At 62.8% G+C, this 26042-nt stretch carries 26 protein-coding genes; 15 read left to right on the top strand and 11 right to left on the bottom strand.

Annotation, left to right across the window (positions count from 1 at the left end; translation table 11 throughout):
- Positions 1-198: 198 nt before the first annotated feature.
- Together NCR98_RS29185 and NCR98_RS29180 are read left to right on the top strand one after the other, a co-directional pair.
- Positions 199-1758 (top strand): sensor domain-containing diguanylate cyclase, encoded by a 1560-nt coding sequence (locus NCR98_RS29185; protein WP_244830985.1) that lies wholly within the window; start codon positions 199-201, stop codon positions 1756-1758.
- A 93-nt stretch (positions 1759-1851) separates the two neighbouring features.
- Entirely contained in the window at positions 1852-3066 is a 1215-nt protein-coding gene (locus tag NCR98_RS29180; protein ID WP_250528098.1) for an MFS transporter, read from the top strand.
- Positions 3067-3080: 14 nt separating this feature from the next.
- On the opposite strand, the gene pssA is transcribed toward NCR98_RS29180, so the two are convergent.
- The gene (gene pssA / locus NCR98_RS29175; protein WP_244830987.1) at positions 3081-3710 is read right to left on the bottom strand and encodes a CDP-diacylglycerol--serine O-phosphatidyltransferase; all 630 of its coding nucleotides are present in this window, start codon (positions 3708-3710) and stop codon (positions 3081-3083) included.
- A gap of 278 nt (positions 3711-3988) precedes the next feature.
- On the opposite strand from pssA, the gene NCR98_RS29170 reads away from it, so the two are divergent.
- Together NCR98_RS29170 and NCR98_RS29165 are read left to right on the top strand one after the other, a co-directional pair.
- Complete coding sequence (locus tag NCR98_RS29170; protein ID WP_250469153.1) at positions 3989-4504, top strand: MerR family transcriptional regulator; 516 nt, start codon at positions 3989-3991, stop codon at positions 4502-4504.
- Positions 4501-6066 carry an MFS transporter gene (locus tag NCR98_RS29165; protein WP_350029532.1) on the top strand — a complete coding sequence of 522 codons (1566 nt, stop codon included), beginning with the start codon at positions 4501-4503 and terminating at the stop codon, positions 6064-6066. The genes NCR98_RS29170 and NCR98_RS29165 overlap by 4 nt, the downstream gene beginning before the upstream one ends.
- Positions 6067-6106: 40 nt before the next feature.
- Here NCR98_RS29165 and NCR98_RS29160 read toward each other — a convergent pair whose 3' ends face one another.
- The 3 genes from NCR98_RS29160 to NCR98_RS29150 all read right to left on the bottom strand — a co-directional run bounded on the left by NCR98_RS29160 (position 6107) and on the right by NCR98_RS29150 (position 9091).
- Entirely contained in the window at positions 6107-7204 is a 1098-nt protein-coding gene (locus NCR98_RS29160; RefSeq protein ID WP_250528097.1) for a catalase family protein, read from the bottom strand.
- A gap of 63 nt (positions 7205-7267) precedes the next feature.
- Entirely contained in the window at positions 7268-7711 is a 444-nt protein-coding gene (locus tag NCR98_RS29155) for a type II 3-dehydroquinate dehydratase (protein ID WP_244830991.1), read from the bottom strand.
- A 12-nt stretch (positions 7712-7723) separates the two neighbouring features.
- Positions 7724-9091 carry an MFS transporter gene (locus NCR98_RS29150; protein WP_250528096.1) on the bottom strand — a complete coding sequence of 456 codons (1368 nt, stop codon included), beginning with the start codon at positions 9089-9091 and terminating at the stop codon, positions 7724-7726.
- Between the two features lie 184 nt (positions 9092-9275).
- Here NCR98_RS29150 and NCR98_RS29145 point away from each other — a divergent pair, with 184 nt between their 5' ends.
- The 4 genes from NCR98_RS29145 (at position 9276) to NCR98_RS29130 (ending at position 13224) form a co-directional block, all read left to right on the top strand.
- Entirely contained in the window at positions 9276-10058 is a 783-nt protein-coding gene (locus NCR98_RS29145) for an IclR family transcriptional regulator (RefSeq protein WP_250469139.1), read from the top strand.
- 60 nt (positions 10059-10118) lie between these two features.
- Positions 10119-10856 (top strand): GntR family transcriptional regulator, encoded by a 738-nt coding sequence (locus tag NCR98_RS29140; protein ID WP_250528095.1) that lies wholly within the window; start codon positions 10119-10121, stop codon positions 10854-10856.
- A 63-nt stretch (positions 10857-10919) separates the two neighbouring features.
- A complete protein-coding gene (locus NCR98_RS29135) occupies positions 10920-12311 on the top strand; it encodes an MFS transporter (RefSeq protein WP_250494440.1) in 1392 nt (463 codons plus the stop codon).
- Between the two features lie 34 nt (positions 12312-12345).
- Positions 12346-13224: an isocitrate lyase/PEP mutase family protein gene (locus NCR98_RS29130; protein WP_250469133.1), complete on the top strand. Its 879-nt coding sequence runs from the start codon at positions 12346-12348 to the stop codon at positions 13222-13224.
- Positions 13225-13255: 31 nt separating this feature from the next.
- Here the strand turns inward: NCR98_RS29130 and NCR98_RS29125 are convergent, their stop codons facing one another.
- Positions 13256-14080, bottom strand: a complete 825-nt coding sequence (locus tag NCR98_RS29125; protein WP_250528094.1) for an isocitrate lyase/PEP mutase family protein — start codon at positions 14078-14080, stop codon at positions 13256-13258.
- A gap of 95 nt (positions 14081-14175) precedes the next feature.
- A complete protein-coding gene (locus tag NCR98_RS29120; RefSeq protein ID WP_250469503.1) occupies positions 14176-15243 on the bottom strand; it encodes an AraC family transcriptional regulator in 1068 nt (355 codons plus the stop codon).
- Between the two features lie 161 nt (positions 15244-15404).
- Between NCR98_RS29120 and NCR98_RS29115 the strand changes: the two genes are divergently transcribed.
- From NCR98_RS29115 to NCR98_RS29105, 3 genes are all read left to right on the top strand, one after another.
- On the top strand, positions 15405-15839 hold the full coding sequence (locus NCR98_RS29115) for a GFA family protein (protein ID WP_250469130.1): 435 nt from the start codon (positions 15405-15407) through the stop codon (positions 15837-15839).
- 115 nt (positions 15840-15954) lie between these two features.
- The gene (locus NCR98_RS29110) at positions 15955-16788 is read left to right on the top strand and encodes a class I SAM-dependent methyltransferase (protein WP_250528093.1); all 834 of its coding nucleotides are present in this window, start codon (positions 15955-15957) and stop codon (positions 16786-16788) included.
- A gap of 275 nt (positions 16789-17063) precedes the next feature.
- The gene (locus tag NCR98_RS29105) at positions 17064-17612 is read left to right on the top strand and encodes a DUF4142 domain-containing protein (protein ID WP_250528092.1); all 549 of its coding nucleotides are present in this window, start codon (positions 17064-17066) and stop codon (positions 17610-17612) included.
- Positions 17613-17672: 60 nt separating this feature from the next.
- Here the strand turns inward: NCR98_RS29105 and katG are convergent, their stop codons facing one another.
- On the bottom strand, positions 17673-19934 hold the full coding sequence (katG, locus tag NCR98_RS29100) for a catalase/peroxidase HPI (protein ID WP_250469126.1): 2262 nt from the start codon (positions 19932-19934) through the stop codon (positions 17673-17675).
- 414 nt (positions 19935-20348) lie between these two features.
- On the opposite strand from katG, the gene NCR98_RS29095 reads away from it, so the two are divergent.
- Positions 20349-20651, top strand: coding sequence for a toxin-antitoxin system TumE family protein (locus NCR98_RS29095; RefSeq protein ID WP_250528091.1), 303 nt, complete (start codon positions 20349-20351; stop codon positions 20649-20651).
- Positions 20648-21157, top strand: coding sequence for an HVO_A0114 family putative DNA-binding protein (locus NCR98_RS29090; RefSeq protein ID WP_250528090.1), 510 nt, complete (start codon positions 20648-20650; stop codon positions 21155-21157). The genes NCR98_RS29095 and NCR98_RS29090 overlap by 4 nt, the downstream gene beginning before the upstream one ends.
- Positions 21158-21161: 4 nt before the next feature.
- Here NCR98_RS29090 and fae read toward each other — a convergent pair whose 3' ends face one another.
- The 3 genes from fae to NCR98_RS29075 form a co-directional block, all read right to left on the bottom strand.
- The gene (fae, locus tag NCR98_RS29085) at positions 21162-21695 is read right to left on the bottom strand and encodes a formaldehyde-activating enzyme (protein ID WP_244829773.1); all 534 of its coding nucleotides are present in this window, start codon (positions 21693-21695) and stop codon (positions 21162-21164) included.
- Positions 21696-21869: 174 nt separating this feature from the next.
- A complete protein-coding gene (locus tag NCR98_RS29080; RefSeq protein ID WP_244829774.1) occupies positions 21870-22250 on the bottom strand; it encodes a BON domain-containing protein in 381 nt (126 codons plus the stop codon).
- 31 nt (positions 22251-22281) lie between these two features.
- Positions 22282-23397 carry a porin gene (locus NCR98_RS29075; protein ID WP_250469118.1) on the bottom strand — a complete coding sequence of 372 codons (1116 nt, stop codon included), beginning with the start codon at positions 23395-23397 and terminating at the stop codon, positions 22282-22284.
- 251 nt (positions 23398-23648) lie between these two features.
- On the opposite strand from NCR98_RS29075, the gene NCR98_RS29070 reads away from it, so the two are divergent.
- The gene (locus NCR98_RS29070) at positions 23649-24902 is read left to right on the top strand and encodes an aconitase X (RefSeq protein WP_250528089.1); all 1254 of its coding nucleotides are present in this window, start codon (positions 23649-23651) and stop codon (positions 24900-24902) included.
- The gene (locus tag NCR98_RS29065) at positions 24889-25341 is read left to right on the top strand and encodes an aconitase X swivel domain-containing protein (protein ID WP_250528088.1); all 453 of its coding nucleotides are present in this window, start codon (positions 24889-24891) and stop codon (positions 25339-25341) included. Before NCR98_RS29070 ends, NCR98_RS29065 begins: the two co-directional genes overlap by 14 nt.
- Here the strand turns inward: NCR98_RS29065 and NCR98_RS29060 are convergent.
- Complete coding sequence (locus NCR98_RS29060) at positions 25328-26026, bottom strand: GntR family transcriptional regulator (protein WP_244831019.1); 699 nt, start codon at positions 26024-26026, stop codon at positions 25328-25330. The two genes, NCR98_RS29065 and NCR98_RS29060, sit on opposite strands and share 14 nt — an antisense overlap.
- Positions 26027-26042: the final 16 nt, after the last annotated feature.

The following is a 26042-nucleotide window of genomic DNA, read 5'->3' as shown; positions in this document are numbered from 1 at the left end:
GATGAATGAAGCGTGGAAAGCTCGAACCTCGCTTTCGACGATGCGCAGATTCTGCAACCCGCGGCGCGCACTGACAATAGCCATGCGTCGCGCGTTGCACGCTAAAGCTCGTTACCGGGCAGCCGATAACGCGTATACCGGCGCTAACGGCGATTCATCCGCTCTCCCGCGCAACTACAACGTTTAGCCGGTCTCAGTATGTCAGCCACTTCGTCTTTGCGCGATTCCATTCTGGCCACGCCCTCGACCACGGACGGACCGATCACGGCAGCCATTCGCGCGTCGCTACTATCCACCCTCGTCGAGGACATTCGGCCGCTTCTGCTCTCCGGTCTTTCCAGCGCTTTCGTCGCGACGATCGCGCTCTTGCGTCTGCATGCGCTCTGGACCGTGCTCTGGCTCGGCGCCGATGTGCTGTTGCTCGCGGCGCGCGTCGGTATCGTGTGCCGGTATCGCGCGTTGAGCCGCCCGGACGCGCCGCATCCCGAGCCCTGGGCCGCGCGCTATGCGCCCTTCGCGCTCCTTGCGTGTCTCGCGCTGGGACTCGGCGCGATGGCCTGCGTCATCTCCGGCGATACCGTGCTGGCCGCGCTCGCGATCATGGTGACGGCGGGATTGCTCGGCGGCATCGCATCGCGCAATGCGGGCACGCCGTATCTCGTCAGCGCGCAGATTTGCCTCGGCGCGGCGCCTATCGGTTTTGGCGCGCTGCTCGCGGGCGGAAGTTTCTGGATGCTCGTGCCGCCGCTTTTCCTATATATCGGCGCGATGGGCTCGGTCGTGCGCCGCCACTATCGCACGCTCGTCGCGCTGATGATCGCGGAGCAGCGTCACGCCGAACTCGCCGCGCGCTTCGACGCCGCCCTCGCCCACATGCCGCACGGCCTTTGCACCGTCGATGCGGAAGGCAAGGTGATCATCGCCAATCGACGGGCGGCGGAACTGTTCGGCTCGACCGTCGAGATGTTGCGGCTGAACATATCGTTGCCGGATTTCATCGGCCATGCGGGACTCGCGAAGTTCGGCGAGACCTTGCGTGCGCAACTGGTCGAACGTTGCGCGCTGTGGCTGAAAGACGGGCAAGGCGCGCTCGAACTGAATCTCGCCGATGGCCGGCAACTCGAACTTTGCCGCAACGCGGTGCCGGACGGCAGCGCGGTGATCATCATCGAGGACGTGACGGAGCGGCGCCGCTCGGAAGCGCGGCTTCTGCATTGGGCGCATCACGATTCGCTCACGGGACTGCCCAACCGCCGCTATCTCGGCGATCACGCCGAACGGCTGATGGCGAACGGCGCGGGCCGCGAGAAGGTCATGGTGATGTATGTCGATCTCGACGGCTTCAAGCGCGTCAACGACACGCACGGCCACAATGCGGGCGACGAGCTGCTGACCCAGGCCGCCGACCGCCTGCGTAACGCGATGCGGCGCGGCGAGCTGGTCGCGCGGCTCGGCGGCGACGAGTTCGCCATCGTGGCGACTTACATTGCGCGAACGTCGGGTGCGGCATTCGCACGGCGCATCATCGGCGATCTGTCGGCGCCTTACGAACTCGACGATGGCGGTATTGCGCGCGTGGGCGTGAGCGTCGGTATCGCGCTGGCGCGACGCGGCGAGTTGTTCGAGAGCGCCCTGAAACGCGCGGATGCGGCGCTCTACGAGGCGAAGCGCGAGCAACGCGGCACATACCGGTTCGCGGCAGGCGACGAGGATCTGTTTCAGGTCGATGCGCACGCGGAAGCGCATCGCGAAGGTTGATCGAACGTGCATCGGCATGCGCCTTTCAAAACGCCGCGCCCTGCAAGCCGCTTCGCGAACACGTATCCTTGCGGCTTCACACAGGGATCATCCATGTCGACACCAGCATCGTCCGGGCTCGATGGCGCGCGGCGCATCGAACTCACGCGCGGCCTGATCGCGCTTTTTGCGTTTTGTTGCGGCGCCATCGTCGCGAATCTGTATTACGCGCAGCCGATCACCGAACTCATCGCGCCCGATCTGCACATGAAAGGCGGCACCGCGAGTCTGATCGTCTCGTTGACGCAGATAGGCTATGCGCTCGGCCTCTTCTTCATCGTGCCGCTCGGCGATCTGCTCGAAAACCGTAAGCTCATGATCGTGACCGCGCTCGTTTCCATCGCGAGCTTGACGGCCGCCGCGTTCTCGCACGATCCCGTCTGGTTCCTCTGCATCTCGCTTCTCGTGGGGTTTTCATCCGTCGCGGTGCAGATCCTGATTCCGCTCGCCGCGCATCTCGCGCCCGACGAGTCGCGCGGCAAGGTCGTCGGCACGATCATGAGCGGTTTGCTACTCGGCATCCTGCTTTCGCGGCCGATTTCCAGTGTGGTCGCGGGCCACTTCGGCTGGCGCGCCATGTTCGGCGCGGCCGCCGTGCTGATGGTCGTCGTGACCAGCGTGCTCGCCTTCACCATTCCGCGCCGTCAGCCGAGCCATCAGGCGACTTACTTCGAACTGATCGCCTCGCTCGGCCATCTCGTGCGCACGATGCCCGTGCTGCGTCATCGCTCGCTGTATCAAGGGCTGATGTTCGCTTCGTTCAGTCTCTTTTGGACCGCCATACCCGTCGAGCTCACGCGCGGCTTCGGGTTGACGCAGACGCAGATCGGCTTGTTCGCATTGATCGGCGCGATGGGCGCCACTTCCGCGCCGATCGCCGGCCGCCTCGCCGATGCCGGTCACACCGTGCGCGCCACCTTCATCGCGCTGGCCCTTGCGGCGCTCGCGTATCTTCCGGCGTTGATTCATCCGGCATGGGGCGTGGGCGCGCTCGTCGTCACGGGCGTGGTGCTCGACTTCGCGGTGCAAATGAACATGGTGCTCGGCCAGCGCGAAATCTACGCGCTGCATGCGACGAGCCGGAACCGGCTGAATGCCGTGTATATGACGAGTATCTTCGTGGGCGGCGCGTGCGGCTCGGCACTGGCGGGCCCGCTCTACGAGCACGGCGGCTGGACGCTGGTGGGATGGGTCGCCACGGCGTTCCCGCTCGTGGCGTTGGTGCATTACCTCGCGCTCGGCCGACACACCGCCGCGCGCGGTCACTGATCTGGGCTCGCCACTCAGGGCTTCGGAATGCGGATACGGCTGATCATCAACGAGCCGGAGACGGCATAAACGAGCGTCAAGGGATGCAGCGTGAAGCCCGCGAATTCCCACGCGCCGAACCAGAGATTCGCGCCGACCGCGTTGTACCAGCCCGCGATGCCGAGCATCAACACGATGGCAAACGACGTCGGAATGGGCGTGCCTTCGAAGTGCGTGACCTTGCCGCTGCCGGCCGACATTTCCTCGGTGGTCACGTTATAACGCGCAAGCCGCGAGACGCCGCACGCGACGAAATACGCGAGCATCACGCGGTCATAGAGGCCGCGCATGCCGCACGCATAACCGATGACCGCCGGCGCCACGCCGAACGAGATCACATCGGCGAGCGAGTCGAGCTCCTTCCCCAAGAGCGACGCCTTCTGGCGCCAGCGCGCGATACGGCCATCGAGTACGTCGAAGACGAGCGCGGCGAATACCAACGCGCACGCAAGATAGATATGGAGGACGTCGTTGTCGTCGAGATAGGACATTGACGAGAACAGCGCGCCCGTGCCGCAGACCGCGTTGCCCAGCGTGAACCAGTCGGCCAGATGAAACTCGCGGATCATCGAGAAACGTTTCTTGCCGGTGTTGTTGGTATTCATGGCGAACTCGTGAGGGCGCGACGTCCCTGATGGTTTGAAAAACTGCTCAAGTCTATCATTCAAAGAGACCACGGCTTGCGCATAAAGCGTCGGAAATCGAAAGATCTTCGCCGATTATTTCCACTTTGGCCGTTTCACGAAATTTTTTACAGAAACGATTGAACTTCGCCCGAGGCTGGCTATGCTCGATAGCAAGACGCGCGGCCGCTTCAACCTGAACGTGAACGTACACGTTGATTTATAATCCGGCTCGTTTACGTATCCGCGAGTGCATTCACATGACGACGAAGCCCGCGCTTCTGACTATTCGCGACGCCGCCGAGCGTCTTCAGGTCACGCCGCGCACGCTGAAGTATTACGAGGAGCGCGGTCTCGTCACGCCGGACCGCAGCGAGGGACGTTACCGGCTGTACAGCGAACAGGATCTGGAGAAGTTCGCGCGCGTTCTGCGGCTGCGTTCGCTTGGCTTTTCCTTGCAAGGCATTACCGAGATCCTCAAGCGCCCGCTGGAAACGCTCGGCGCGGGACGCACGGGTTTTTCGCCGGATTCGCTGCGCGAGATCGAACAGGCGTTGTCGCAACAAATCGATTCGCTCGATGCGCGGATTGCCAGCGTGCGTCGTGAGCTCAAGGAAGCGCAAGCCGTGCGCGGCGAGCTCAACGCGGACCTTGATTACTTGCGGCGGAGAATCGCCGGAGAAAGCAAGGAAGACTTGTTTCAGGAGCGCATGGCCGCGCAGAAAAAGACGAAGCGAGGCAACCAGCCAGGCAGTCAAGAGGTCGATGGCGAATGACCGCAGCACGCTTACCACGCTTACCCGCACCAAAGCTTGGCGCCGCCACGCTTCGCGACGTCATGTTTCCGTGGGCCATCGCGCTTGCCACCGGACTCGATTACTTCGACAACTCGATCTTCTCGTTCTTCACGAGCTATATCGCGGGCGGCATCAACTCATCGACCGACGAACTCGTGTGGGCGTCGAGTGCCTACGCGGTTGCGTCCGTGCTTGGCATCCTGCAACAGCAATGGTGGATCGAGCGGCTTGGCAACCGGCGGTATATCGGCGGAAGTCTCTTTCTGTTTGCCGCCGGCGCGATAGCCGCGACACTGTGCGAATCGTCGTTCGAACTGGCGCTCGCGCGCGGCTTTCAAGGCTACTTCATCGGCCCCATGATGAGCGCGTGCCGCATCCTCATTCAGATGCGCTTCACGCCGCAGCAACGTCCGCGAGCGACGCGCGCGTTTCTCAACATGATCTTGCTCGGCAGCGCCCTTGCGCCGCTCATCGGCGGATATCTGGTCGCGTCGTTTGGCTGGCGTGCGCTATTCACGAGCACGGCGATAGCGGGAGCCGCGTGCGGCCTCTTCGTGCTGCTCGCCGTGCCGTCGAGCGGACGCGTGCAACCCGAAGCGCGCGGCGAGGCGCATTTCTGGCCGTACATCATGTTCGCGTTTGCGCAAGGCGCGTTGCAGATCGTCATGCAGCAAGTGCGCTTTCAACTCTTCAGCAGCTCGCCGCTGCTCATCATGCTCACGGCGGCGGGACTTTTTGCGCTCGGCTGGTTCGTGTGGCATCAGTGGCATCATCCGCGGCCGCTCATCCGCTTGCATGCGTTGCGCGAGAAGCCGTTTCGCGTGGGCATCATGTTGTATATCGCGTTCTATTACGTGAACACCACGCTCAGTTTTCTCGTCTCGCGCTTTCTCGAAGGCGGGCTGCACTATCCGGTGGAGAATGCGGGCAGGCTCACAGGCTGCACGTCGCTCGTCGCGCTTGCCGCGGCTTATTTGTACTTTCGCTACTCGGCGCGCGTCGCGCACAAGAAATGGCTGATCGGCACGGGCTTTCTAATCTCCGCGTTCGTCAGCGTGTGGATGGTGAACATGCCGCCCGATGTCAGCATGCCATGGCTCATCGCGCCGCTCACGCTGCGCGGCATGGTGCTGCTGTTCATCGCGCTGCCGGTGGCGAATATCACGTTCCGCATCTTCGCGATCGAGGAATTCAACCACGGTTATCGCTTCAAGAACATCGTCAAGCAACTGACGGTGTCGTTTTCCACGGCGACCGTGATCATTCTCGAACAGCATCGCGCGGCCGTGCATCAGACGCGGCTCGTGGAGCGGGTCAATCCATTCGATCCGGTGTTTCAGGAGACGTATGCACGGCTGATAGGCGGCTTCGAGGCCCTGGGACGAAACGCCGCCGATGCAAAAGGACTTGCGCTCGCGGAAATAGGCCGCGCGGTGACGCAGCAAGCGAGCTTTCTGAGTTCGCTGGACGGCTTCTGGTTCGTGATGGGTGTGGCGCTTTGCGGCGCCGCGCTGGCGTTCTGGCAAAAGCAGATCAATTGACGAAGCGCGCGACACTCGCCGCGCGCGTCAATCTCAGCCTTCATGCTTCAACCGATCCCTTCGGCTCATGCATCGGGCAGCCGTTGCGCTCACCACGAAAGCGCGACGACATCTCGTAAGCCGGCTTGCGCGAGCGCATCACGCCGCCCAACGGTCGATGCGCCTGCACCCCATGCCAAGGACTGAACGCCATGCCATCGTCGATAGCGGCCGCGCGACTATCGCTCCACGAAGTCTGCGGCGCCACGCGAATCCGCGCCACAGTTACGTATGGACTTTCATCTTCCGGCCAGCGCTTCGATGCATCTTCGATCGGCATCTTCTCGATATCCGTTGCAAGCTGCACGCGCACTTCCCATTCGCCGCTATTGGCCGCGAAGAAATTGCTGACGGCTTCGCGCAGGCCGTTGGGTTTATCGTCGAGATCGACGGGTGCATCCGTCAAGGCGGTCAGTTCCGGCGATACCGGCGCCACGCTGATCTTCCCGAAGTACTGACCATAGAGGTGCGGCACGGCCGTATAGAACGTTTCGCCAAGAATATGCGTCTCGGGATGTCCGCCAAGACTCTTGATCGTGCCGCTCTCGCCGCCGAGTTTTTCGATCACCGCTTCCGTGCCGCGCAACACAGCCGAAAGCGCCTGCTTGGTGCCGGGCATTTTGTCGGTGGTCTTGGCGAGCAACTTCAGGTTACCGAGGAAGGCTTTAGGCGTCGCCGCCGTGAACGCGGGCGCATTGATCATCACCAAGTCTTGCGTGACATCGCCTTCGCTCCCGGGCAAGCGCGCGCCTTCCACGCCGATCACCTTCAGCGCGAGGCCGCGCGGTGTCGAGACTTTGTCATCGAGAATATCGCCGGGATTCGTCGATAAACGCAGCACCACCGGATACGTGCCGCCGTGCGCGAAGATGCCTTGTGCGAGCTCAGGCGCCAAGCCATCGACCACTTGCAGCTCGCCGGTTAGAAGCCCGTGACTCTTCGCGTGCACGCTGCGAATTGCGTGACCGCTATCGGCGTAAGTCTTCTCCGTGATGCTACGCATGGCTTCGGCGAGTTGCTGCGTGGTCTCGGCTTCGTCGTCGGGGATTTGTTCGAACGAGGGATCGAAAGGCAACGGTTGATAGGCGCGCGTATCCATTTGAACTCCGGGGACGTTGGTATGTTTGGCTATTCAGCAACGCCCGTACCCACGCCCTAAAGCTCACCCCTCACGCAGCATTTCGTCCACCGCGCGGATCGCCAGCACGTATCCTTGCACGCCCAGACCGCAGATCACGCCACGCGCCGCAAGCGAGATCAGCGAGTGCCGATACTGCTCGTCACGCCGATGAATATTCGTCACGTGAACCTCGACGAGCGGCTTCGAAATAAGCTTCACGGCGTCGAGCACGGGTATCGACGAGAATGAAAATCCGGCCGGGTTGATGACCACCGATGCGTCCTTTTCAAACGCTTCCTGCAGCCAGTCGACCATCACGCCTTCATGGTTGGTCTGACGAAAATCGCATTGCAGACCGAGTTCGTCGGCGAGCGCTTCGCAACGCGATTGCACTTGCGCGAGCGTCGTCGTGCCATACAAATGCGGCTCGCGCTTGCCAAGCAAGTTCAGATTCGAGCCGTTCAAAACATAGACGAGAGGTTTCATGTTGTCGATGAGTCAATGAGTGTTCGATTGCATCGGCGCCTGCGTCGTCGCGCCGATCACTTCAGCGGTGGAATCGGTACGGTTCAGGTCGATGCCGAGTGTTTCGGGCGCGGTGAGGATCATCGCGAGCGAGATGACGTTGAAGATCACGCACACCGCCACGACGCCCCACGGCGAACCGTTGCACAGCGCGAAGAGCCAGACCGCGACGACCGGCATCGGGCCGCCCGCGATCAGGTTCGCGCCGGTATAGGCGAGCGCCGAGCCAGAGTAGCGCACGTTGGTCGGAAACGCTTCGGCGAACGCGACCGGTTGTATGCCGCTCTGGAACTGCGTGAAGCCGAGGAAGAAGCCCATCGCGAGGAGCATCGGCAGGAAGCTTTTCGTGTCGAGAATCTGGAAGTAGACGAAAAGCATCAGCAAGGTCGCCGTCGAACCGATTGCCAGCGCCTTCCTTCTTCCGATGCGGTCACTCAGCATGCCGCCCGCCAGCGCGCCCACGATGGCGCAGACATTCGCGCCCATCAGCAGCAAAAAGCCGGTTTGCTTCGGCACGCCGAGCGTCTTCGTCACATAGCTCAGCGAGAACACGACGATCAGATAGAAAATCGCCGCCGGTCCGCAGAAGAAGAGCATCCAGCGCAGCACGGTGCGCCAGTGAAGACGCAGGGCGTCGCGCAAGGGACTGCCGACGTCCGCGACTTCGGTTTTCGACAAGGCGACGAACGCGGGCGTCTCCGCCACGCGCAAGCGGATATACACGCCGACCATCACGAGCACGAAGCTCAGGACGAAGGGAATGCGCCAGCCGTAGGCATCGAAGGATTCGGCCGACATGGCCGATGAAAGCGTCAGCAGCACGCCGTTCGCCATGATCTGCGAGAGCGGCGAGCACAGACCGAGCAGGCCCGAATATTTGCCACGCGCGCCGGCGCTCGCGTGCTCGATCGCCATCAATTGCGCGCCGGTCGATTCGCCGCCGAGCGCAAAGCCTTGCAGGATACGCAGGATCACGAGCAGCGTGGGCGCCCATACGCCGATGCTCGCGTAAGTCGGCAAGAAGCCCATCAGCATGGACGCGAGGCCCATCACGGTGACGGTGCCGAGCATGAGATTGCGGCGGCCGAGCTTGTCGCCGAGATGCCCGCAGATGATCGCGCCGAGCGGCCGCGCCGCGAGCCCGACGCCGAAGGTGGCAAGCGAGGCGAGCAGCGCGGAGGTCGAATCCATCGCGGGGAAAAAGAGCTTGGGCAGCACGGTCGCGGCGAGTGCGCCGTACAGGGTGAAGTCGAACCATTCCAGCGCCGTGCCGATGGCGGCGGCCGTGACGGCTCGGGTGCGCATCGACTGATGCGCGGTGTCTTCCATGTGCGATTGCATCTTGTCTCCTCTTCGGGCGTGTCTCTGTGTACGTTCATTCGCTTACCCGGGAATCGTCGTATCCCGATAAAACGATGTGGCGCACAGATTAACAGCGCCGGGTGGGATACCGTTCCAGCGTGGAATCTCTTCCCGCAATATGCAATCATGCGCGAATCATCGACTCGAACGATAGGTAAAACCCATGCCCGGCGTCACCGAACGAACGCTTTCCGTCCTCGAATTCCTCGCGACGCAAATGGAAGGCACGCCGCTCGCGATGATCTCCGATCAACTCGAAATTCCACGTAGCGCGTGCCATCGGCTGCTAGTCGATCTCAAGCAGTGCGGCTACGTGCGGCAATTGCGCGAACACGGCGACTACGTGCTCACGACCAAGCTCGTCGGGCTCGGCCTCAGCTATCTGGCAACGTCGGGCATCGTCGATATCGCGCAGAGCATGCTCGACCGGCTCGCGGAAAGCTCGGGCGAACTGGTGCGGCTCGCAATCGTCGATGGCGACCGGCTGACGTGGGTCGCGAAGTCGCAAGGCGCGCTCAAGGGCCTGCGCTACGACCCGGACATGGGCATGGACACGGTCTTGTCTTGCAGCGCCACCGGCCACGCCTGGATGATGACCATGAGCGACGAACGCGCGCTCGAACTCGTGACGCGGCAAGGCTTCGGCGCGCCGAAGCAATACGGCCCGCGCGCGCCGACCACGGTGACGGGTTTGCTCGAATTCGTGCACGCCGCCCGCATGCGCGGCTACGCGACCATCTACGAAGTCTTCGCGCCCGGCATGACGGCCATGGCGGCGCCCGTACAGCGGCGTGGTTATCCGGCTATCGGCGTCATCAGCATCGCCGGGCCGGCCGTGCGGCTCACCGAGAAGCGCATGGCCGCGCTCGGCTCGACGCTGCTTGCGGCCGCCGGCGAACTGGCAGCGGCGAGTCTCGCGTCACCGCTTTTCGGGCGCGTTCGGTAACGTTCGGCCGCGTGATGCTGCGGGAAATCCCCACGTTTCATTTGCGGCACATTGCATACAATGAATCCCGCTCACTCCCATAACGGGACCTCGAGGGCTGTCATAAGCGCCGCTTTGCATACAATCACGCCCGAAACGTCTCGTCCTGGCGATGACGTCTATCTCGCCATCAAGCGCGCGCTTGCCGGCAACGAGTATGGCGCGGGCCAATATCTGCGCGAGGAACAACTCGCCAAGAGTTTGGGCGTGAGCCGCACGCCGGTGCGCGAAGCGTTGCGAAGACTCGACGCCGAAGGCTGGGTCGAAACGCGCCCGAACTACGGTGTGCGCGTCAAGGCGTGGACCCTGCAGGACGCGCGCGAAATTTTCGAGTCGCGTCTCTTGATCGAGCCGTATCTCGCGGGGCGCGCCGCACTCAAGATCGAGCCTGCCGATATCGAGCGCCTTCGCACGCTGGCGGACGCCATGCTCGCCATTACGCATCGTCCGTCCACGGCCGAATCGTGCGAGGCATGGTTCACCGCGAACGGCGAATTCCACGCCATCGTCACCGCCGCCGCGAACAACGCGCGGCTCGACCGGTCGCTCAAGTCGATGAAGGAAACGCCGCTCATCAAATGGACCTTCGACGCCTACAGCGACGAAGACCGCGAACGCAGCGCGCGTCAGCACTTCGAGATCGTGCTCGCGCTCGAACAGCGCAATGCGGCGTGGGCGGAAGCCATCACGCGCTGTCACATCATGGCCGCTGAAAAGGCCGTGCTGGACCGCCACGAGCGGGAGCATCTCAGTCCGTAGCGTTGTTGCCCCTTGCACCGTCGATAAAAAACCGTCGCACACGAAAGACATCGGAGACACGACATGCAGCCAAGTACGGTGAACGCCGGTCCGCGTCTGGACCGCCTGCCCATTTCCGGGTTCCACAAGCGCGTGCTCTGGCTGATCGGTGCGGGCATGTTCCTCGATTCCTTCGATATCTATCTCGCGGGCGGCGTGCTCGGCGCACTCTCGAAGACCGGCTGGTCGTCCATGCATCTGAACGCGGCGTTTTTATCGTCGACGTTCATCGGCATGTTGCTCGGCGCGTTCACCGCGGGCGTGCTCGGCGACGCCAAGGGCCGCAAGTTCACTTATCAGTTCAATCTCGCGGTCTTCGGGCTCGCGTCGATTGCGGGCGCGTTTGCCCCGAACATGACCTGGCTCATCGTCTGCCGGTTCTTCATGGGCCTGGGACTTGGCGCGGAGATCGTCGTCGGTTATGGATCGGTCGGCGAATTCATGCCGCCCGCCGTGCGCGGTAAATGGTCGGCGTATCTGTCGCTCATCACCAATTCGGCGCTGTTCTTTTCGACCTTCCTCGGCTATTTGATCATTCCGACCATCGGTTGGCGCGCCATGTTCGCTATCGTCGGCGTGGGCGCGATGATCGTCTGGGTCATCCGCAAGAAGATGCCCGAGTCGCCGCGCTGGCTCGAATCGAAAGGCCGTTACGACGAGGCCGAAGCAATCCTGCGCGCCGCCGAGGAAGAGTCGGCGCGCGTGCGTCCCTTGCCGCCGATTGCCGACCTACCGCGCGCCATCACCAAGAAAACCACGCTCATCGAGCTGTTTTCGGGCGCACTGATTCGCCGCACGTTCGTGTCGATTGTCGTGCAGGTCGCGGTGAACATGGTGATCTACGGCTTCATCGTGTGGGTGCCCACGTTCCTGATGAAGCAAGGCATCGGCATGGCTTCGTCGCTCGGATACACCACGCTGATGTCGCTCGGCGGCCCGGCGGGCGCGCTCGTGGGCGTGCTGATCGCGGACAGGATCGGCCGCAAGAACGGTTTGATCGCGGTGGCCGCGCTCGCCGCGGTCATCGGCTGGTTGTACAGCCATTCGACCAGTGTCGAGATGGCGACGCTTCTCGGCTTCATCCTCTTCACGCTGACGTATCTCATGGTCGCGCTCGGCATTGCCACGTATATCCCCGAACTCTTCGCGACCGAAAACCGCATGCGCGCAAATGGCATAGCCGGATGCGCGGGCCGCATCACCGGCATTTTCGCGCCGCAGCTCGTCGTAGTGATGTACGCGACGGGCGGCATCAAGGACGTGTTGTCGATGATCATCGGCGCGTGCGTGGTGATGGCCGTCGTGCTCGCGGTCTTCGGCATCGAAACGAACAAGCGCTCGCTCGAAGAGATCGCGCCGACGCTCGATACGGACGCCGACGCCGCGCTGGCGTTATCGCGCGAATCGCATCATTGACTCTGCAACGTCGAACTTCACACAAGGACACGCTATGAACACCACCAGTCAGGCTAAACGGCAGGCATTAAAGGCACGTTTCGCGCAGAAGGAAATTGTGACGGCGCCCGGCATCTTCGACATGATCTCCGCGAAGATGGCCGATTCAATGGGCTTCGATTGTCTCTACATGACGGGCTTCGGCACGGTCGCGTCCTATCTGGGCTTGCCCGATGCGGGACTCGCGACCTATACGGACATGGTGAATCGCGTCGCGGCGTTTTGCGGCGGCACGAACACGCCGATGATCTGCGATGGCGACACCGGCTACGGCGGCTTGCTGAACGTCGCGCATACGGTGCGCGGTTACGAACAGGCGGGCGCGGCGGGCATTCAGCTCGAAGATCAGGAATTCCCGAAAAAGTGCGGCCACACGCCGGGACGCCGCGTGATTCCGCTCGAAGACATGGTGCGCAAGATCAAGGTGGCCGTCGAGAGCCGTACCGATGACGGGTTTCAGATCGTCGCGCGCACGGATGCGCGTACGTCGCTCGGACTCGACGAAGCGTTGCGCCGTGGCGAAGCCTATGCGAAGGCAGGCGCCGATGTATTGTTCATCGAGTCGCCGGAAAGCGTGGAGGAGCTGGAAAAGATCGGCCGCGCCTTCGATATGCCCTTGCTCGTGAACGTAGTGGAAGGCGGACGCACGCCGCAACTCGCGCCCGATGAATTGCAGAAGCTCGGCTTCTCGCTGGCGATTTATCCGGCGTCCGGCTTCCTCACGGTCGCGAAGGCTCTCAAGGATGTGTACGGCCAGATCCTCGCGAAGAAGAGCACCGAAGGCGCGAAGGACGCGATGTATCCGTTCTCGGACATGTGCGAGTTGATGGGCTTCGCGCAAGTGTGGGCGTTCGATCGCGAGCACGCGGATTGATTCGTCCGCGCACTCGAACGCGTCATGCGCCTCATGCGCGCGGCTTGAAGATGCCGTTGAGCTTGTCGCCGGGCGCGGCATCCGCGAAGCCGTCGAAGCGCCCTTCCGCGAGGCCTTCCGCCGCGCGCATGACGCCGCCCCAGGCCGCGCGTGCCAGCGCGCCGCCGACGCTCACGCGCCGTACGCCCAGCGCGGCGACATCGGCGAGCGTGAATTCGGATGCCGAGCCAATCAGCAGATTGACGGGCTTCGGCGCGACGGCCGCAACCACCGCCGCAATCTGCTCGCGCGTCTTGATGCCGGGCGCGTAGAGGCAATCGGCGCCGGCTTCGGCGTAGGCCTTCAGACGCGCGATGGCATCGTCGAGGTCCGGTTTGCCCGCGAAAAAATTCTCGGCGCGGCCAATCAGCAACGTGTCGCCGCCGTTCTCGTCGATGGCGCGGCGTGCGGCCTTCATGCGCTCCACCGCGACATCGATGGCGAACAAAGGCGCGGATTCATCGCCGGTGGAATCTTCGATCGATAGTCCCGCCACGCCGGTCGCTATCGCCAGCTTCACGCTCGCTGCAATCTCTTGCGGCGTCTTGCCAAAGCCGCTTTCGAAGTCCGCGTTGACGGGAAGGTCGGTGGCATCGACCAGTTCTTTCAGATGCGCGAGAACGGCGTCGCGCTCGACCGTATTGTCGGCGTGACCCTTGGACCAAGCGAAGCCGGAACTCGTCGTTGCGATAGCCTTGAAGCCCAGTGTTTCGAGGTATCGCGCGCTGCCGATGTCCCATGGATTGGGCAAGACGAAGCAGCCGGAATCATGAAGTGCGCGGAAGGCCGAGCGTTTTTCGGCGACGGTGCGAGGCATGAGCGTGTCTCCCTGGTTGGTCGCCCATGATCTTGCGGTTGGAGATGAAGCGCAAGGGCAAGGCCCAAGCAATGCGCTCGCTTCTCGCGCAACCGCTACGCGATCTGGCCTTCGGCCGAACCGCCCGCGGCTCTGACGGCGAGCGCGTCGCCGACATCTTCCATATCGGCCAGCGAATCGCTTGCATCCGCCAGGCCGAGATTGCGTCGCCAACTCGCCGGCGGCGTGCCGAACTCGCGCTTGAACGCGCGATTGAACGCCGCCTCGGATTCATAACCCACTTGCTCGGCGACGGCCGCAAGCGAGCTGGTCCCGTTGCGCAATTCCTGCGCGGCAATCTGCAGACGCCAGCGCGCAAGATATTGCATAGGCGGCTGGCCGAGCAGTTGGGTGAAGCGCTGCGCCAGCGCGGAACGCGAGAGGCCTGCCTTGCGCGCGAGTTCATCGACGGTCCAGCCGTGTGCCGGCTGCGCGTGCAGCAACGCGAGCGCGCGTCCCACGAAACGATCGCTCACGCCCGCGAGCCAGCCTTTGCGATCGTCCGGCAATGCGTCGATGCAGCGCCGCACCGCTTCCACGAAAAGCAGTTCCGACAATCGCGCCAGCACGATCGCGCTGCCGACGCGACATTCGGCGGCCTCGACAGCCGCGAGTTTGAGCGATGTTTCGAGCCACGCCGATTGCGGGTCGTTGCGCATGTCGACCTTGAACAAGCGCGGCAGTGCCGCGAGCACGGGATTGGTCAGAGTATCGTCGCAAGCGAGAAAGCCGCAGATCAGGCGCGTGTGCGCGCCGCCTCCGCCATAACTCAGCTTCATCACTTCGCCCGGCGACGTTTCCAGATACTTCGAAAGCATGGCGCTTGCCGACGCGGGCGTGAGTTCGAGCGAACTGCCCATCAGATGCGCTTCGCCTTGAGGCACGACAAGCAATTCACCCGCGCTCACGTGAATGGCGGAAGCGGGGTCGCCTGTAAGCGAGGCCCAGCAACTGCCTTCCGTGATGAGGTGATACGAGACGATGCGCTCGGTGCGCGGCAGAAACGTCGCGCACAAGTCGGGCGTGGCGTGGCCGAAGACGCACCAGGGCGCTGTGAATTCGCCATTTAGATAAACCGCCCCGCCGAGACGCACGAGGCGAAGCACGTCGGAAAGCGCATCCATGTAGGCGCCCATCAGTTTCGGCGTCCTGCGCAAAATATCTGGACGCGTGGTCATTCCATAAGCCGGCTCGCGTGCTGATACTAGCACTCATGCGACCTTGCAACAACGAACGCGAAACGGTTCGTCGGACGAGACGCGCATCCACGAAACAGGAGGACGGCATGAGTCAGGCAGAGGAATATCGCGGTCAATGTTTTTGCGGTGCAGTGCAATTCACGGTACATGGAAAACCAGAAGGCATGGGCTACTGCCATTGCGCGTCGTGCCGAAGCTGGTCGGCAAGCCCGCTCAACGCCTTCACGCTCTGGCAGCCCGAGGCATTGGAAGTGACGCGCGGCGCGGATGATATCGGCACTTACAACAAGACCGAGAACAGCTATCGCAAATGGTGCAGGAACTGCGGCGGTCATCTCTTCACGGAACATCCGGGGCTCGGGCTCGTCGATGTCTTCGCCGCCAACCTGACGGACTTTCCCTACGAAGCGGGCGTGCACGTCAATTACGCCGAAACGGTGTTGCGCATGAAAGACGGCTTGCCCAAACTGAAGGACTTTCCAGCCGAATTGGGCGGCTCGGGCGTGAGCGTGGCCGAATGATCGCCGGATTGCCCGTTGCCGCGCGGGCAGTCTCGATTGCGATATCGCGGCGCCATCGGAACAGCAGCACATCATGCATGTCGCATCGCTGCCCTTGCCTTTTTAGGAGTTCGTCATGACCGCAGCCGATCCCGCTTTCTCGCCCGCCGCCGACCTCGCCGCCGTCAAGGTTCGTCAACAAGCCGCCTGGTCGACCGGCAACTACGCCGTCGTCGGCACCACGCTGCAGATCGTCGGCGAGAATCTTTGCGAAGCGCTCGACTTGCGCGCGGGCAGCCGCGTGCTCGACGTCGCCGCCGGCAACGGCAACGCGACCCTCGCCGCCGCGCGCCGCTGGTGCGATGTCACGTCGACCGATTACGTCGCCGCGTTGCTCGATGCAGGCCGCGCCCGCGCCACGGCTGAAGGGCTCGCCGTGCAGTTTCAGGAGGCGGACGCGGAAGCGCTACCCTACGCCGACGCATCGTTCGATATCGTGATGTCCACGTTCGGCGTAATGTTCACGCCCGATCAAGCCAAGGCGGCCCGCGAACTTGCGCGCGTGTGCAAACCAGGCGGCAAGATCGGGCTCGCGAACTGGACGCCGGAGAGTTTCATCGGACAAGTGTTCAAGACGATCGGCAAATACATTGCGCCGCCAGCCGGCGTGATGTCGCCTGCACTCTGGGGCACGAAGACGCGGCTCGACGCGCTGTTCGACGGCAGCACGCACGAAATCGTCGCGACGAGTCGTGATTTCACGTTTCGGTATCGCTCGGCCGCGCATTTCATGGACGTGTTCCGCACGTATTACGGGCCGATGAACAAGGCTATCGGCGCACTCGAAGGCGAGCGTCAGGCGGCGTTTCTAGGTGAGATGATGGCGCTGATCGAGAGCCGCAATCGTTCGGGCGACGCGACGCTCGTGCTGCCAAGCGAGTATCTCGAAGTCGTGGTGACGCGGCTGTGAAAGGCTCGAAACGCCGCCGGCTTTCCGACTGCGGCTCGCGCCTGTGGTCGTCCGTCTGCCTGTTCGGCCTTCGATACGGCCACGTGCTTCTGGCGCTGCCGCTCTGCTCGTCGGTATGTTTCTTCGGATGGCGGTTCGCGTTATCGACTTTAGGGCTGGGCGTTTAGACCTGTTTCGCCGCGCTCGCGTGCGCGGCGAAACAGGTGCGGTCATCGTGTGTTATTCCGTCAGGTGCTACCCTGCGAGGCGCGAATGCCGCAAAGGGCCCGATATCCATGAGACAGGCGATCACCATCAGAACCGTTGCGAGCACGCTCTTGCTGTTGCTCGCTTCGCTTCACGCGTTCGCTCAATCCTCGCGTCCGTCCGATGCGCAGATGCTCGGCATTCTGCTCGTTGCGAATCAGGCCGAGATTGCGACCGGTCAGCTTGCGTTGCGCCGGACGCAATCGCGCAGCGTGCAGAGCTTCGCGAGCCGGATGGTCTCGGAACACGGACAGGTTTATCAGGAAGGCTTGGCGCTGTTGCAAAGACTCGGCGCAGAGGCGCAGCCAAGCGGCGTAAGCGATGACCTGACACGACAAACGCGCGATGACCTGCAAACCCTCGACAACGCCGATGCCCGCGATTTCGACCTTACATATCTGAACCGCGAAGTCTTCTTCCTGCAACAGCTCGTGAAGTCCGTGGATGGCTTCATCCGTTCGACTGCGAGCGCCGATCTCAAGACGTTGCTCGTGCGCTCGCGTCCGTCCTTCATCCTGCAACTGGATCAGGCGCACAGGCTGCAACTGGCGCTCGATCGTCCAGGCTTTTCGCATTGACGAAAAAAACGCGGCGGCCCGGAAAGGCCACCGCGTTCGTCGAACAACGCTTTGCAGCGATTACTTCAGGTCGAAGCGGTCTGCATTCATCACCTTCGTCCACGCCGCCACGAAGTCGCGCACGAACTTCTCCTTGCCGTCTTCGCTTGCATAGACTTCGGCGAGCGCGCGCAGTTGCGCATGCGAACCGAAGATCAGGTCGACGCGCGTTCCCGTCCACTTCACCGCGCCGGTCTTGCGATCGGCGCCTTCGAACGCGTCACGCGCTTCCGTGATCGGCGTCCACTCCGTTTCCATATCAAGCAAGTTGCGGAAGAAGTCGTTGGTCAGCGTCTCCGGCTTGTCCGTGAACACGCCGTGCGTCTCGGTCCCGGCGCGCACGTTCAAGACGCGCAAGCCACCGACGAGCGCGGTCATTTCAGGCGCGGTCAGGTTCAGCAACTGCGCCTTGTCGATCAGCAACGCTTCCGCCGGCACGCCGTACTTCTGCTTGAGATAGTTGCGAAAGCCATCGGCGGCGGGTTCGAGCATGCCGACCGATTCCAGGTCCGTCTGATCCTGCGACGCATCCATGCGGCCCGGCTTGAACGGCACGCTCACCTTGTGCCCCGCCTTGTCCGCGGCCTGCTCGATACCCACGCCGCCCGCAAGCACGATCAGATCGGCAATCGACACTTTCTTGCCGCCCGACTGCGCGCCGTTGAACTCGCCCTGAATGCCTTCGAGCGCCTTCAGCACCTTCGCCAGTTGCGCCGGCTGATTGACTGCCCAGTCTTTTTGCGGCGCGAGACGAATACGCGCACCGTTCGCGCCGCCGCGCTTGTCCGAGCCACGGAACGTCGAAGCCGATGCCCACGCGGTCGTCACCAGTTCCCCGACCGATAGCCCTGCGGACGCGATTTTCTGCTTCAACGCGGCCACATCCTGCTCGTCGATCACGGGATGATCGAGCGCGGGAATCGGGTCCTGCCAGACGAACTCTTCCTGCGGCACTTCCGGCCCGAGATAGCGCGCACGCGGTCCCATGTCGCGGTGCGTGAGCTTGAACCACGCCTGCGCGAAGGCATCGGCGAACTCTTGCGGGTTGTCCTTGAAGCGGCGCGAGATCTTCTCGTAAGCCGGATCGAAGCGCAGCGACAAGTCCGTGGTCAGCATGGTCGGCCGCAGCTTCTTCGACGCATCGTGCGCGTGCGGAATGGTCTCCGCCGAATCTTTGGCGATCCACTGATTCGCGCCCGCCGGGCTCTTGGTGAGTTCCCATTCGTGGCCGAAAAGGTTCTCGAAGAAGCCGTTGCCCCATTGCGTCGGCGTCGAGGTCCAGGTGACTTCGAGACCGCTCGTGATGGTGTCCGCGCCACGGCCCGTGCCGAACGTGCTGTTCCAGCCGAGGCCCATGGTTTCAAGTTCGGCGCCTTCCGGCTCCGCGCCCACGTTATCCGACGGACCCGCGCCGTGCGTCTTTCCGAAGGTGTGGCCACCCGCGATCAGCGCGACGGTTTCTTCGTCGTTCATGGCCATGCGGCCGAAGGTATCGCGAATATCGTGCGCTGCCGCAAGCGGATCGGGGTTGCCATCCGGGCCTTCCGGGTTGACGTAGATCAGGCCCATCTGCACCGCGCCAAGCGGATTTTCCAGATCGCGCCCGCCATCCGTGCGGCTTTGTTCGATGCCGTGCATTTGCGCATCGGCGGTGATCACGCCTTCATCGTCGTCCTTGCCGGCCGCGCCCTTGCCGTAGCGGACATCGCCGCCGAGCCAGGTTTTTTCATTGCCCCAGTAGACGTCCTGGTCCGGCTCCCACGTATCTTCGCGACCGCCCGCGAAACCGAGCGTCTTGAAGCCCATGGTTTCGAGCGCGACGTTGCCGGTGAGAATCAGCAGGTCAGCCCACGAGATTTTCTGACCGTATTTCTGCTTGATCGGCCAAAGAAGGCGTCGTGCCTTGTCGAGACTGACATTGTCCGGCCAGCTATTGAGCGGCGCGAAACGTTGCTGACCGCGCCCGCCGCCTCCGCGTCCATCGCCGGTGCGATACGTGCCCGCGCTATGCCATGCCATGCGGATGAAAAGCGGACCGTAGTGGCCGAAGTCGGCGGGCCACCACTCCTGCGAGTCGGTCATGAGCGCGGCGAGATCTTGCTTGACTGCCGCGAGATCGAGACTCTTGAAAGCTTCCGCGTAATTGAAGTTGCTGTCGAGCGGATTGGACTTGTTCGAATGCTGACTGAGCAGGTCCACGCGCAACTGTTTTGGCCACCAGTCACGGTTCGTCGTGCCACCGCCAGCGGTGTGATTGAACGGACACTTCGATTCGTTTGACATGCGTTACCTCCTTGGGGGACTTGCCTCTGCTTGCTTGTTTTACATGGCGCCGACGCGTGGTCCCGTGTGGACGAAGAAAGCGCCGGCTGTGTCGATGGGTCCGACCTTGGATTCAGGTTGCCGCCGATCATTCGTTGGCGTCACGCGTCTGACATGGTGCGTCGCACAAGCATCGTGTCGATGACAGCCGGCGGCATCCAACAATATATGTGAGAGCCGTCGGCAGATGAAATGCATTTGTGGCAATGCCGCCGATAGAACGCCCCTATAAGAATAGCGAGGCTCGCGAGAATTTGCAGGTGGAGTGTGAGCGACGGTCCGACGCCCTGGCGTTACGTCAAGTCGTCCATTCGGGAAATAGGCAGCAAGTCGGCGATGTTGGACCATTTGACAACACACTTAGGCGTTGTCAAAATGTCCAACACCAAAGCGGTTTTGATTGAGGATGAGCGGCTCGAATTCGCGGGATCGGGGTTCGCGGAAATCGTCTTGTGGCACGTTCCCGTGCGCGTGCAAGGGTGTACTCATTTCTATAAATATCGGTTCGCTTATGTGGCGGCAAGCACATGCGTTCTTCGCTATGACAACGAACGCGGCAAGGGCGATCATCGGCACTTTGCCGGCGTCGAGTCGCCCTATGAATTTTCTACGCCTCAGCAGTTGTATGCAGACTTCTGGGCCGATGTAGCAGTCTGGAACAGATGGAGGGCAAGATGAAGAAAACCGCAACTATCCGCATTTCTTCACTCGAAGAACTCACCGAGCGCTTCAATGCGGCAGTAGAGAATGGCAAACCCCTCCACGGCCGCAACTTCTCCTACGCCACGCCCGAGCTCCTCTTTCGCACCTTCACCACGCCGCGCTGGCGCATCATTCGCGTGATGACGGGCGCGGGGCCGATGTCCATCCGCGAGCTCGCCCGCCGGCTCGAGCGCGATGTGAAGGGCGTGCATCGCGATGTACAAGCGCTTTTGCAAGCCGGCCTCATGGAAAACGATGCGAACGGCGCGATTGTCTTTCCCTACGACACCGTGCACGTGAATTTCAAACTGAAGGCGGCCGACTTATCGCCGTTGGCGAGCGAGCGCGAGTCGGCAGCCGCGCCTGTTGTCGAAAACCGCGCGGCCTTGCCTCAACGTCCGCCACGTACGCCACGCACATCACCCGCACCACGCGTATCACGCAAGCGCGCCACAAGCGCACGACCGGCGGGCAATCGCTAGCCGGCTAACTCCAGTCGTCCATGTCGTGCTTGATGCTGTGCCGATTTGCAATGAGCGTCTCAACGCTGGGCTCGTTATTCATCGCACGCTGAATGGCGAGCTTGGTCGCTTCGTAGTTCGTGCGATACATGTCTTTCTTGTCGAGGTTCGCGTCGGTGGCGCAGCGCGGGTCGATCCACACGAGGCTGATGATGCACAGATCGTTGGCCTGATCCTTCGGCAAGATGCCTTCGATCAAGCAATCGACCACTGCGTCCGCCGTCGCGGATTGCACCACGCCGCCGAACAGGTCGATATTCGCCATGTCCTTGAGCGTGACCTTCGGGACGATGATCGTCGCGGGACGCACCAACTGGTTGCACGCGCGGATGGCGAACATGGCGGTATGCCCTTTCGACTGCGCCATCATGTTGGCGAAGGCGTGACCGACCGGCCCATCCACGCGGCCGATCAGGATTTCGGGCATTGCATCGGTGGCTTGTCCGGGGGCGGCAAAAACGGTGGCCTCGCCGGCGCGAAACGTCAGGTCCAGACTCATGGTGTCTCCTTGCAGGGCTCGAAGTGGTCGAAGGAGAACAGCCAACGCAAGGACGATGCCAGAACAGATCCGGAGCCCGAGGCGCTTTACCGATCGACGATCACGCGCTGGCTGTACCAAAACAGTAACCGCTCAGCGTGACACTCTGTCCATCTCGCGACAAGCGCGACCTGCTCAGAACGTCGACAACGTCAACGTGTTCTGCACGGACTTCACGCCCGGCACGCCTTCCGCGATATGCGTCGCCAGGTCGACCTGCGCCGTCTCCGGCACCCATCCTTCCAGCACTACGGCGCCGTTATTCGCTCGCACGGTGATGCCGCTCGCGCGCAAGCCTTTCGCTTTCTCGAGCGCATTGAGCACTCGCCGCACGAGCGCGCGGTCCGCAGCTTTCGACGATGACGCCGCCGCGCCCGTTACCGCCGAAGCCATTGTCACGCTTGCGGGCGACGCAAATTTCGCGGCGCCGCCCTGCGCGAACGCACACACCGATGCCATGCCGACACATGCAAGCGCCGCTGCCGTCGCGCGCACTCCAATTCGAATCAGAACCATAACCACCTCTCATGTGAAAACCAGCGCTTACTCAGAACCGATGCGTCATGCCAGCCGCGACCAGCGTTTCCGTTGCATTGAGCCCGTTCGGCGAGATACCCGGCCAGCCCGCCGTCGACGTGCCGTTGTTCTTGAGAAAGCCCGCGCGCCCGTAGAACGCCGTGCGCTTGGAAATGCTGTGATCGAAGCCCGCTTGCACGAGCCACGCGTTGTCGTGCACGCCACGCGCGACGCGCTGCATGGCCGCGATCTCGATGGTGTCGGCGGGCGTTGCCTGGATCGTCGCGCCTGCCTCCATCGTGCTGAACGGATGCCCGGCGTTCAGACGCGCGGCAAGCGAACCCGCGGGCGTATCCTTCGGGCGGTGATAGGCGTAGTTGAACTGGAAGTTCACCGGCCCGACGCGATAGGCAAGCGCGCCCGTGAAGTGCTCCGTGCCGAGCGTCGGCAGCGTGGCGGGCAGGCCCGGCATGGTCTTCGAACCCGGATGCTGATTCTGATAAGCGACGCCCGCGTAGAGGCCGTGCCCCGTGTAACTCGCGGCGATGTCGAGCATGTTGCCGGTGGTCAGCGGGTACGGCTGCGCGACACTCGCCGCGAGCGCGTACATGCCCCGCAGCTCGACACCTCCCATGTTCTGGGTCTTGTAGACGATGGCGTTGCTCGAACGCCCGCCAGCCGTTTGCGTGGCGAGCGTATTGCGATCGACAGTCGTCGAGGCGGCGGCGAGCGGCGAGAGCGCTTCGTTGGCACGGAACGGGTCCGACGGATAGAGCAGCCAGAAGGTCGGCTGGTACTGACGCCCGACTTGCAGCGAACCGTACTTTTCGTGCGTCAGGGCAACCCAGGCCTGTCGATAAAACATGGCGGACGAGTCCACCTGCGACGTGCCGTTGTTGACGTTGAAGCCGCCTTCGAGCGTGAATACCGCCTTCAATCCGCCGCCCAGATCTTCGCTGCCTTTGAAGCCGAGCAGCGAGGCGCTATTGCCGCCGCTTCTGAGCGACCACGATTGCTGCCCGCCATTGGCGAGAAACTGGAAAAACGTGTCCGCCACGCCATACAACGTGACGCTGGACTGCGCGGCCGCGCTTCCTGCTGTCAGCCCGAGTATGGCGGCGCATAGCCCTTTGCTGCTGAAGCGCATGCATGTCTCCTGGTTATATCCTGCCGATTCGCGGCGAAACATCGCGATCGGGCGATGACCGCCATTGCAGCCACGTCATCGCCCTTCGCAGCCAGTGTTGCAGCGGCGCGCGGCAAGGCGACCCCCCTTGCAGGGTGGGGGATGGGATAACCCCGATTATTCAGCATGTCTTATTATCGAGATGCATCGCGATTTGAGCGCAACGCGCGATTCCGCTATCCTGTTGCAACCGATACCAAGACGCCCCGCCGATGCTCACCCTCGACTCCCGCGACACCGCCATGCTGCAGGGCGCTTTCGGCGCCGGCCCCGCGCTTGCCATGCGCATCGTCGCTGCGACGGCGCGTGTCATGGACGCCAGCGCGCTCATCGACGTCACCTGCGCGCATATCGACGGCTGTCTGTATCACGGCGCGGCGAGTCTCGACTTCGTGGAACGTTTCGTCGCGAGCGGCGCGAAAATCGCGGTGCCGACCACGCTCAATGTCGGCTCGCTCGATCTGATTCACCCGGAGCTGTATCGCGGAGATTCGGCAACGGCCAACGCGGCGAAGCGCCTGATGAACGCGCATCTCGAACTCGGCTGCGAGGCGAGCTTCACGTGCGCGCCGTATCAGTTGAAGCGTCGGCCGCGGCTCGGCGATCAGATCGCGTGGGCGGAATCGAATGCCATCGTGTTCGCCAATTCCGTGCTCGGCGCGCGCACCAGCCGTTACGGCGACTTTCTGGATCTCGCGGCGGCCATTACCGGCCGCGTGCCGCATGCGGGCTTGCATGTCACGGAGAATCGCGCGGCGCGGGTGGTGATCGAAGCGCCGGACTTGAACGCGTCGTCACATCGCGACGCCGACTTCGCCACGCTCGGTTTTCTGCTGGGCGGCGAAGCGGGCGCCACGGTCGCGGCCATCACCGGTTTGCCCGGCGACACCAGCGAAGACGAACTCAAGGCGCTCGGCGCGGCGGCGGCATCGAGCGGTTCGGTGGCGCTTTTTCATGCGGTCGGCATCACGCCCGAAGCGCCGACGCTCGATGCCGCGCTGCAAGGCCGCAGGCCCGAACGGACCATCCGCGTGAGCGCCGCCGATCTCGCCGCCATCCGCCGCCGCTGGAATCAGGCCCGACCCGGCGCTCCGCTCGCCGCCGTGAGCCTCGGCACGCCGCATTTTTCCGTCGATGAATTCCGCGCGCTCTCGTCGCTCTTCGACCGCTACGAAGGCGCCATGCGTTGCGACTTCTACGTGAATACGAGCCGCTACGTGCTCTGGCAACTGGAAGACGACGGCACGGCGGAGCGGCTGGCCGCGCGCGGCGTGCAGATCGTCGTGGACACCTGCACGTACATCACGCCGGTAATGAAGCAGATCACCGGTCTCGTCATGACCAATTCGGGCAAGTGGGCGCATTACGCGCCCGCGAATATCGGCGTGACGGTGGCCTTTGGCAGCATGAACGAATGCGTACGCTCGGCGTTCGAAGGAAAGGTGTGTATCGATGAAGCCAACTGATTCCTTGAGCGCCACCGTGCTCGTTCCGGGCCGGGCGCGTGGCTTTTCCATAGCCCTTGCGCCGCTCAGTTTCTGGGGCGGCTACGACGCAGAACGCGGCGTCATCGTCGACAAGACGCATGCGGGTTGCGGCCGAAGTCTCGCCGCGCGCGTGCTGGTCATGCCGCGTGCGCGCGGGTCGAGTTCGAGCAGCAGCGTGCTTGCCGAGGCCTTGCGCAATGGCATGGGGCCGTGCGGCATCGTGCTTGGCGAGCGCGATCTGATTTTGTCCATTGGCGCAATCACGGCCAACGAGCTGTACGGGCTGAACGTGCCCGTCGTCATGGTCGATGAAACCGCGCTCGCCACGCTAGGCAAAGGCGAATTCATGCTCGAGATCGACGCACCGGATCACGAAGACCCAACGCGCGAGGCATGCATTCGCGTCACCGCGCCATGATCGCCTCGACCACCGCGACAATCTGCTGCGCCGCGATCTTCACATGCTGTTCGAGCAGCTTCGCGCCGAGTTTCGCATCGCGCTTGCGGCATGCGGCGACCATCGCCATGTGCTCGTCGTGCGACTGCTGACGGATCGGCACCTGCTTCACCTGAAACCGGAAATAGCGGTCGCTGCGGTCGTGCAGCACGCGCAACATCTGCAGCGTGATATCGCGGTGCGCAGGCACGTAGAGCGTTTCGTGAAAGCGCCAGTTGAGTTGCCCCCACATGCCGGATTCCGCGCCGTCCATCTCCGTGACGAGATTTTCGGCCCGGGCAATTTCGCCTTCGGTGATATGCGGAATGGCTTGCGAAAACAGCCACGGCTCCAGACGCAAGCGAATCTCGAACGTCTCCTGCACTTCCTCGATCGACAACTCCGCCACGTACGCGCCTTTGTGCGGCACGTTGGTCAAAAGGCCCTCACCCGTCAGACGCGTGATCGCTTCACGAATCGGCACGCGGCTCACGCCGAGCTCATCCGCGAGCGCTTCCTGCCGCAGCGCTTCTCCGGGCGCGAGATCGCCGCTCAGAATACGCTGCCGGATAGCGGTCGTGACGAGTTCGACCGTGGTCGTGCGCACGATCTTGCGGGTGGCGTCGCTCGCGGCGGCGGGTCTTGATTTCGGCGCGGCCAATGGCATGGCGTGGGTCTTCTTG

The organism is Caballeronia sp. GAWG2-1, assembly GCF_023631405.1.
Lineage (GTDB): Bacteria > Pseudomonadota > Gammaproteobacteria > Burkholderiales > Burkholderiaceae > Caballeronia.
Note: the sequence above shows the minus strand (reverse complement) of the source record. Positions and strands in the feature narration are given on the sequence as shown.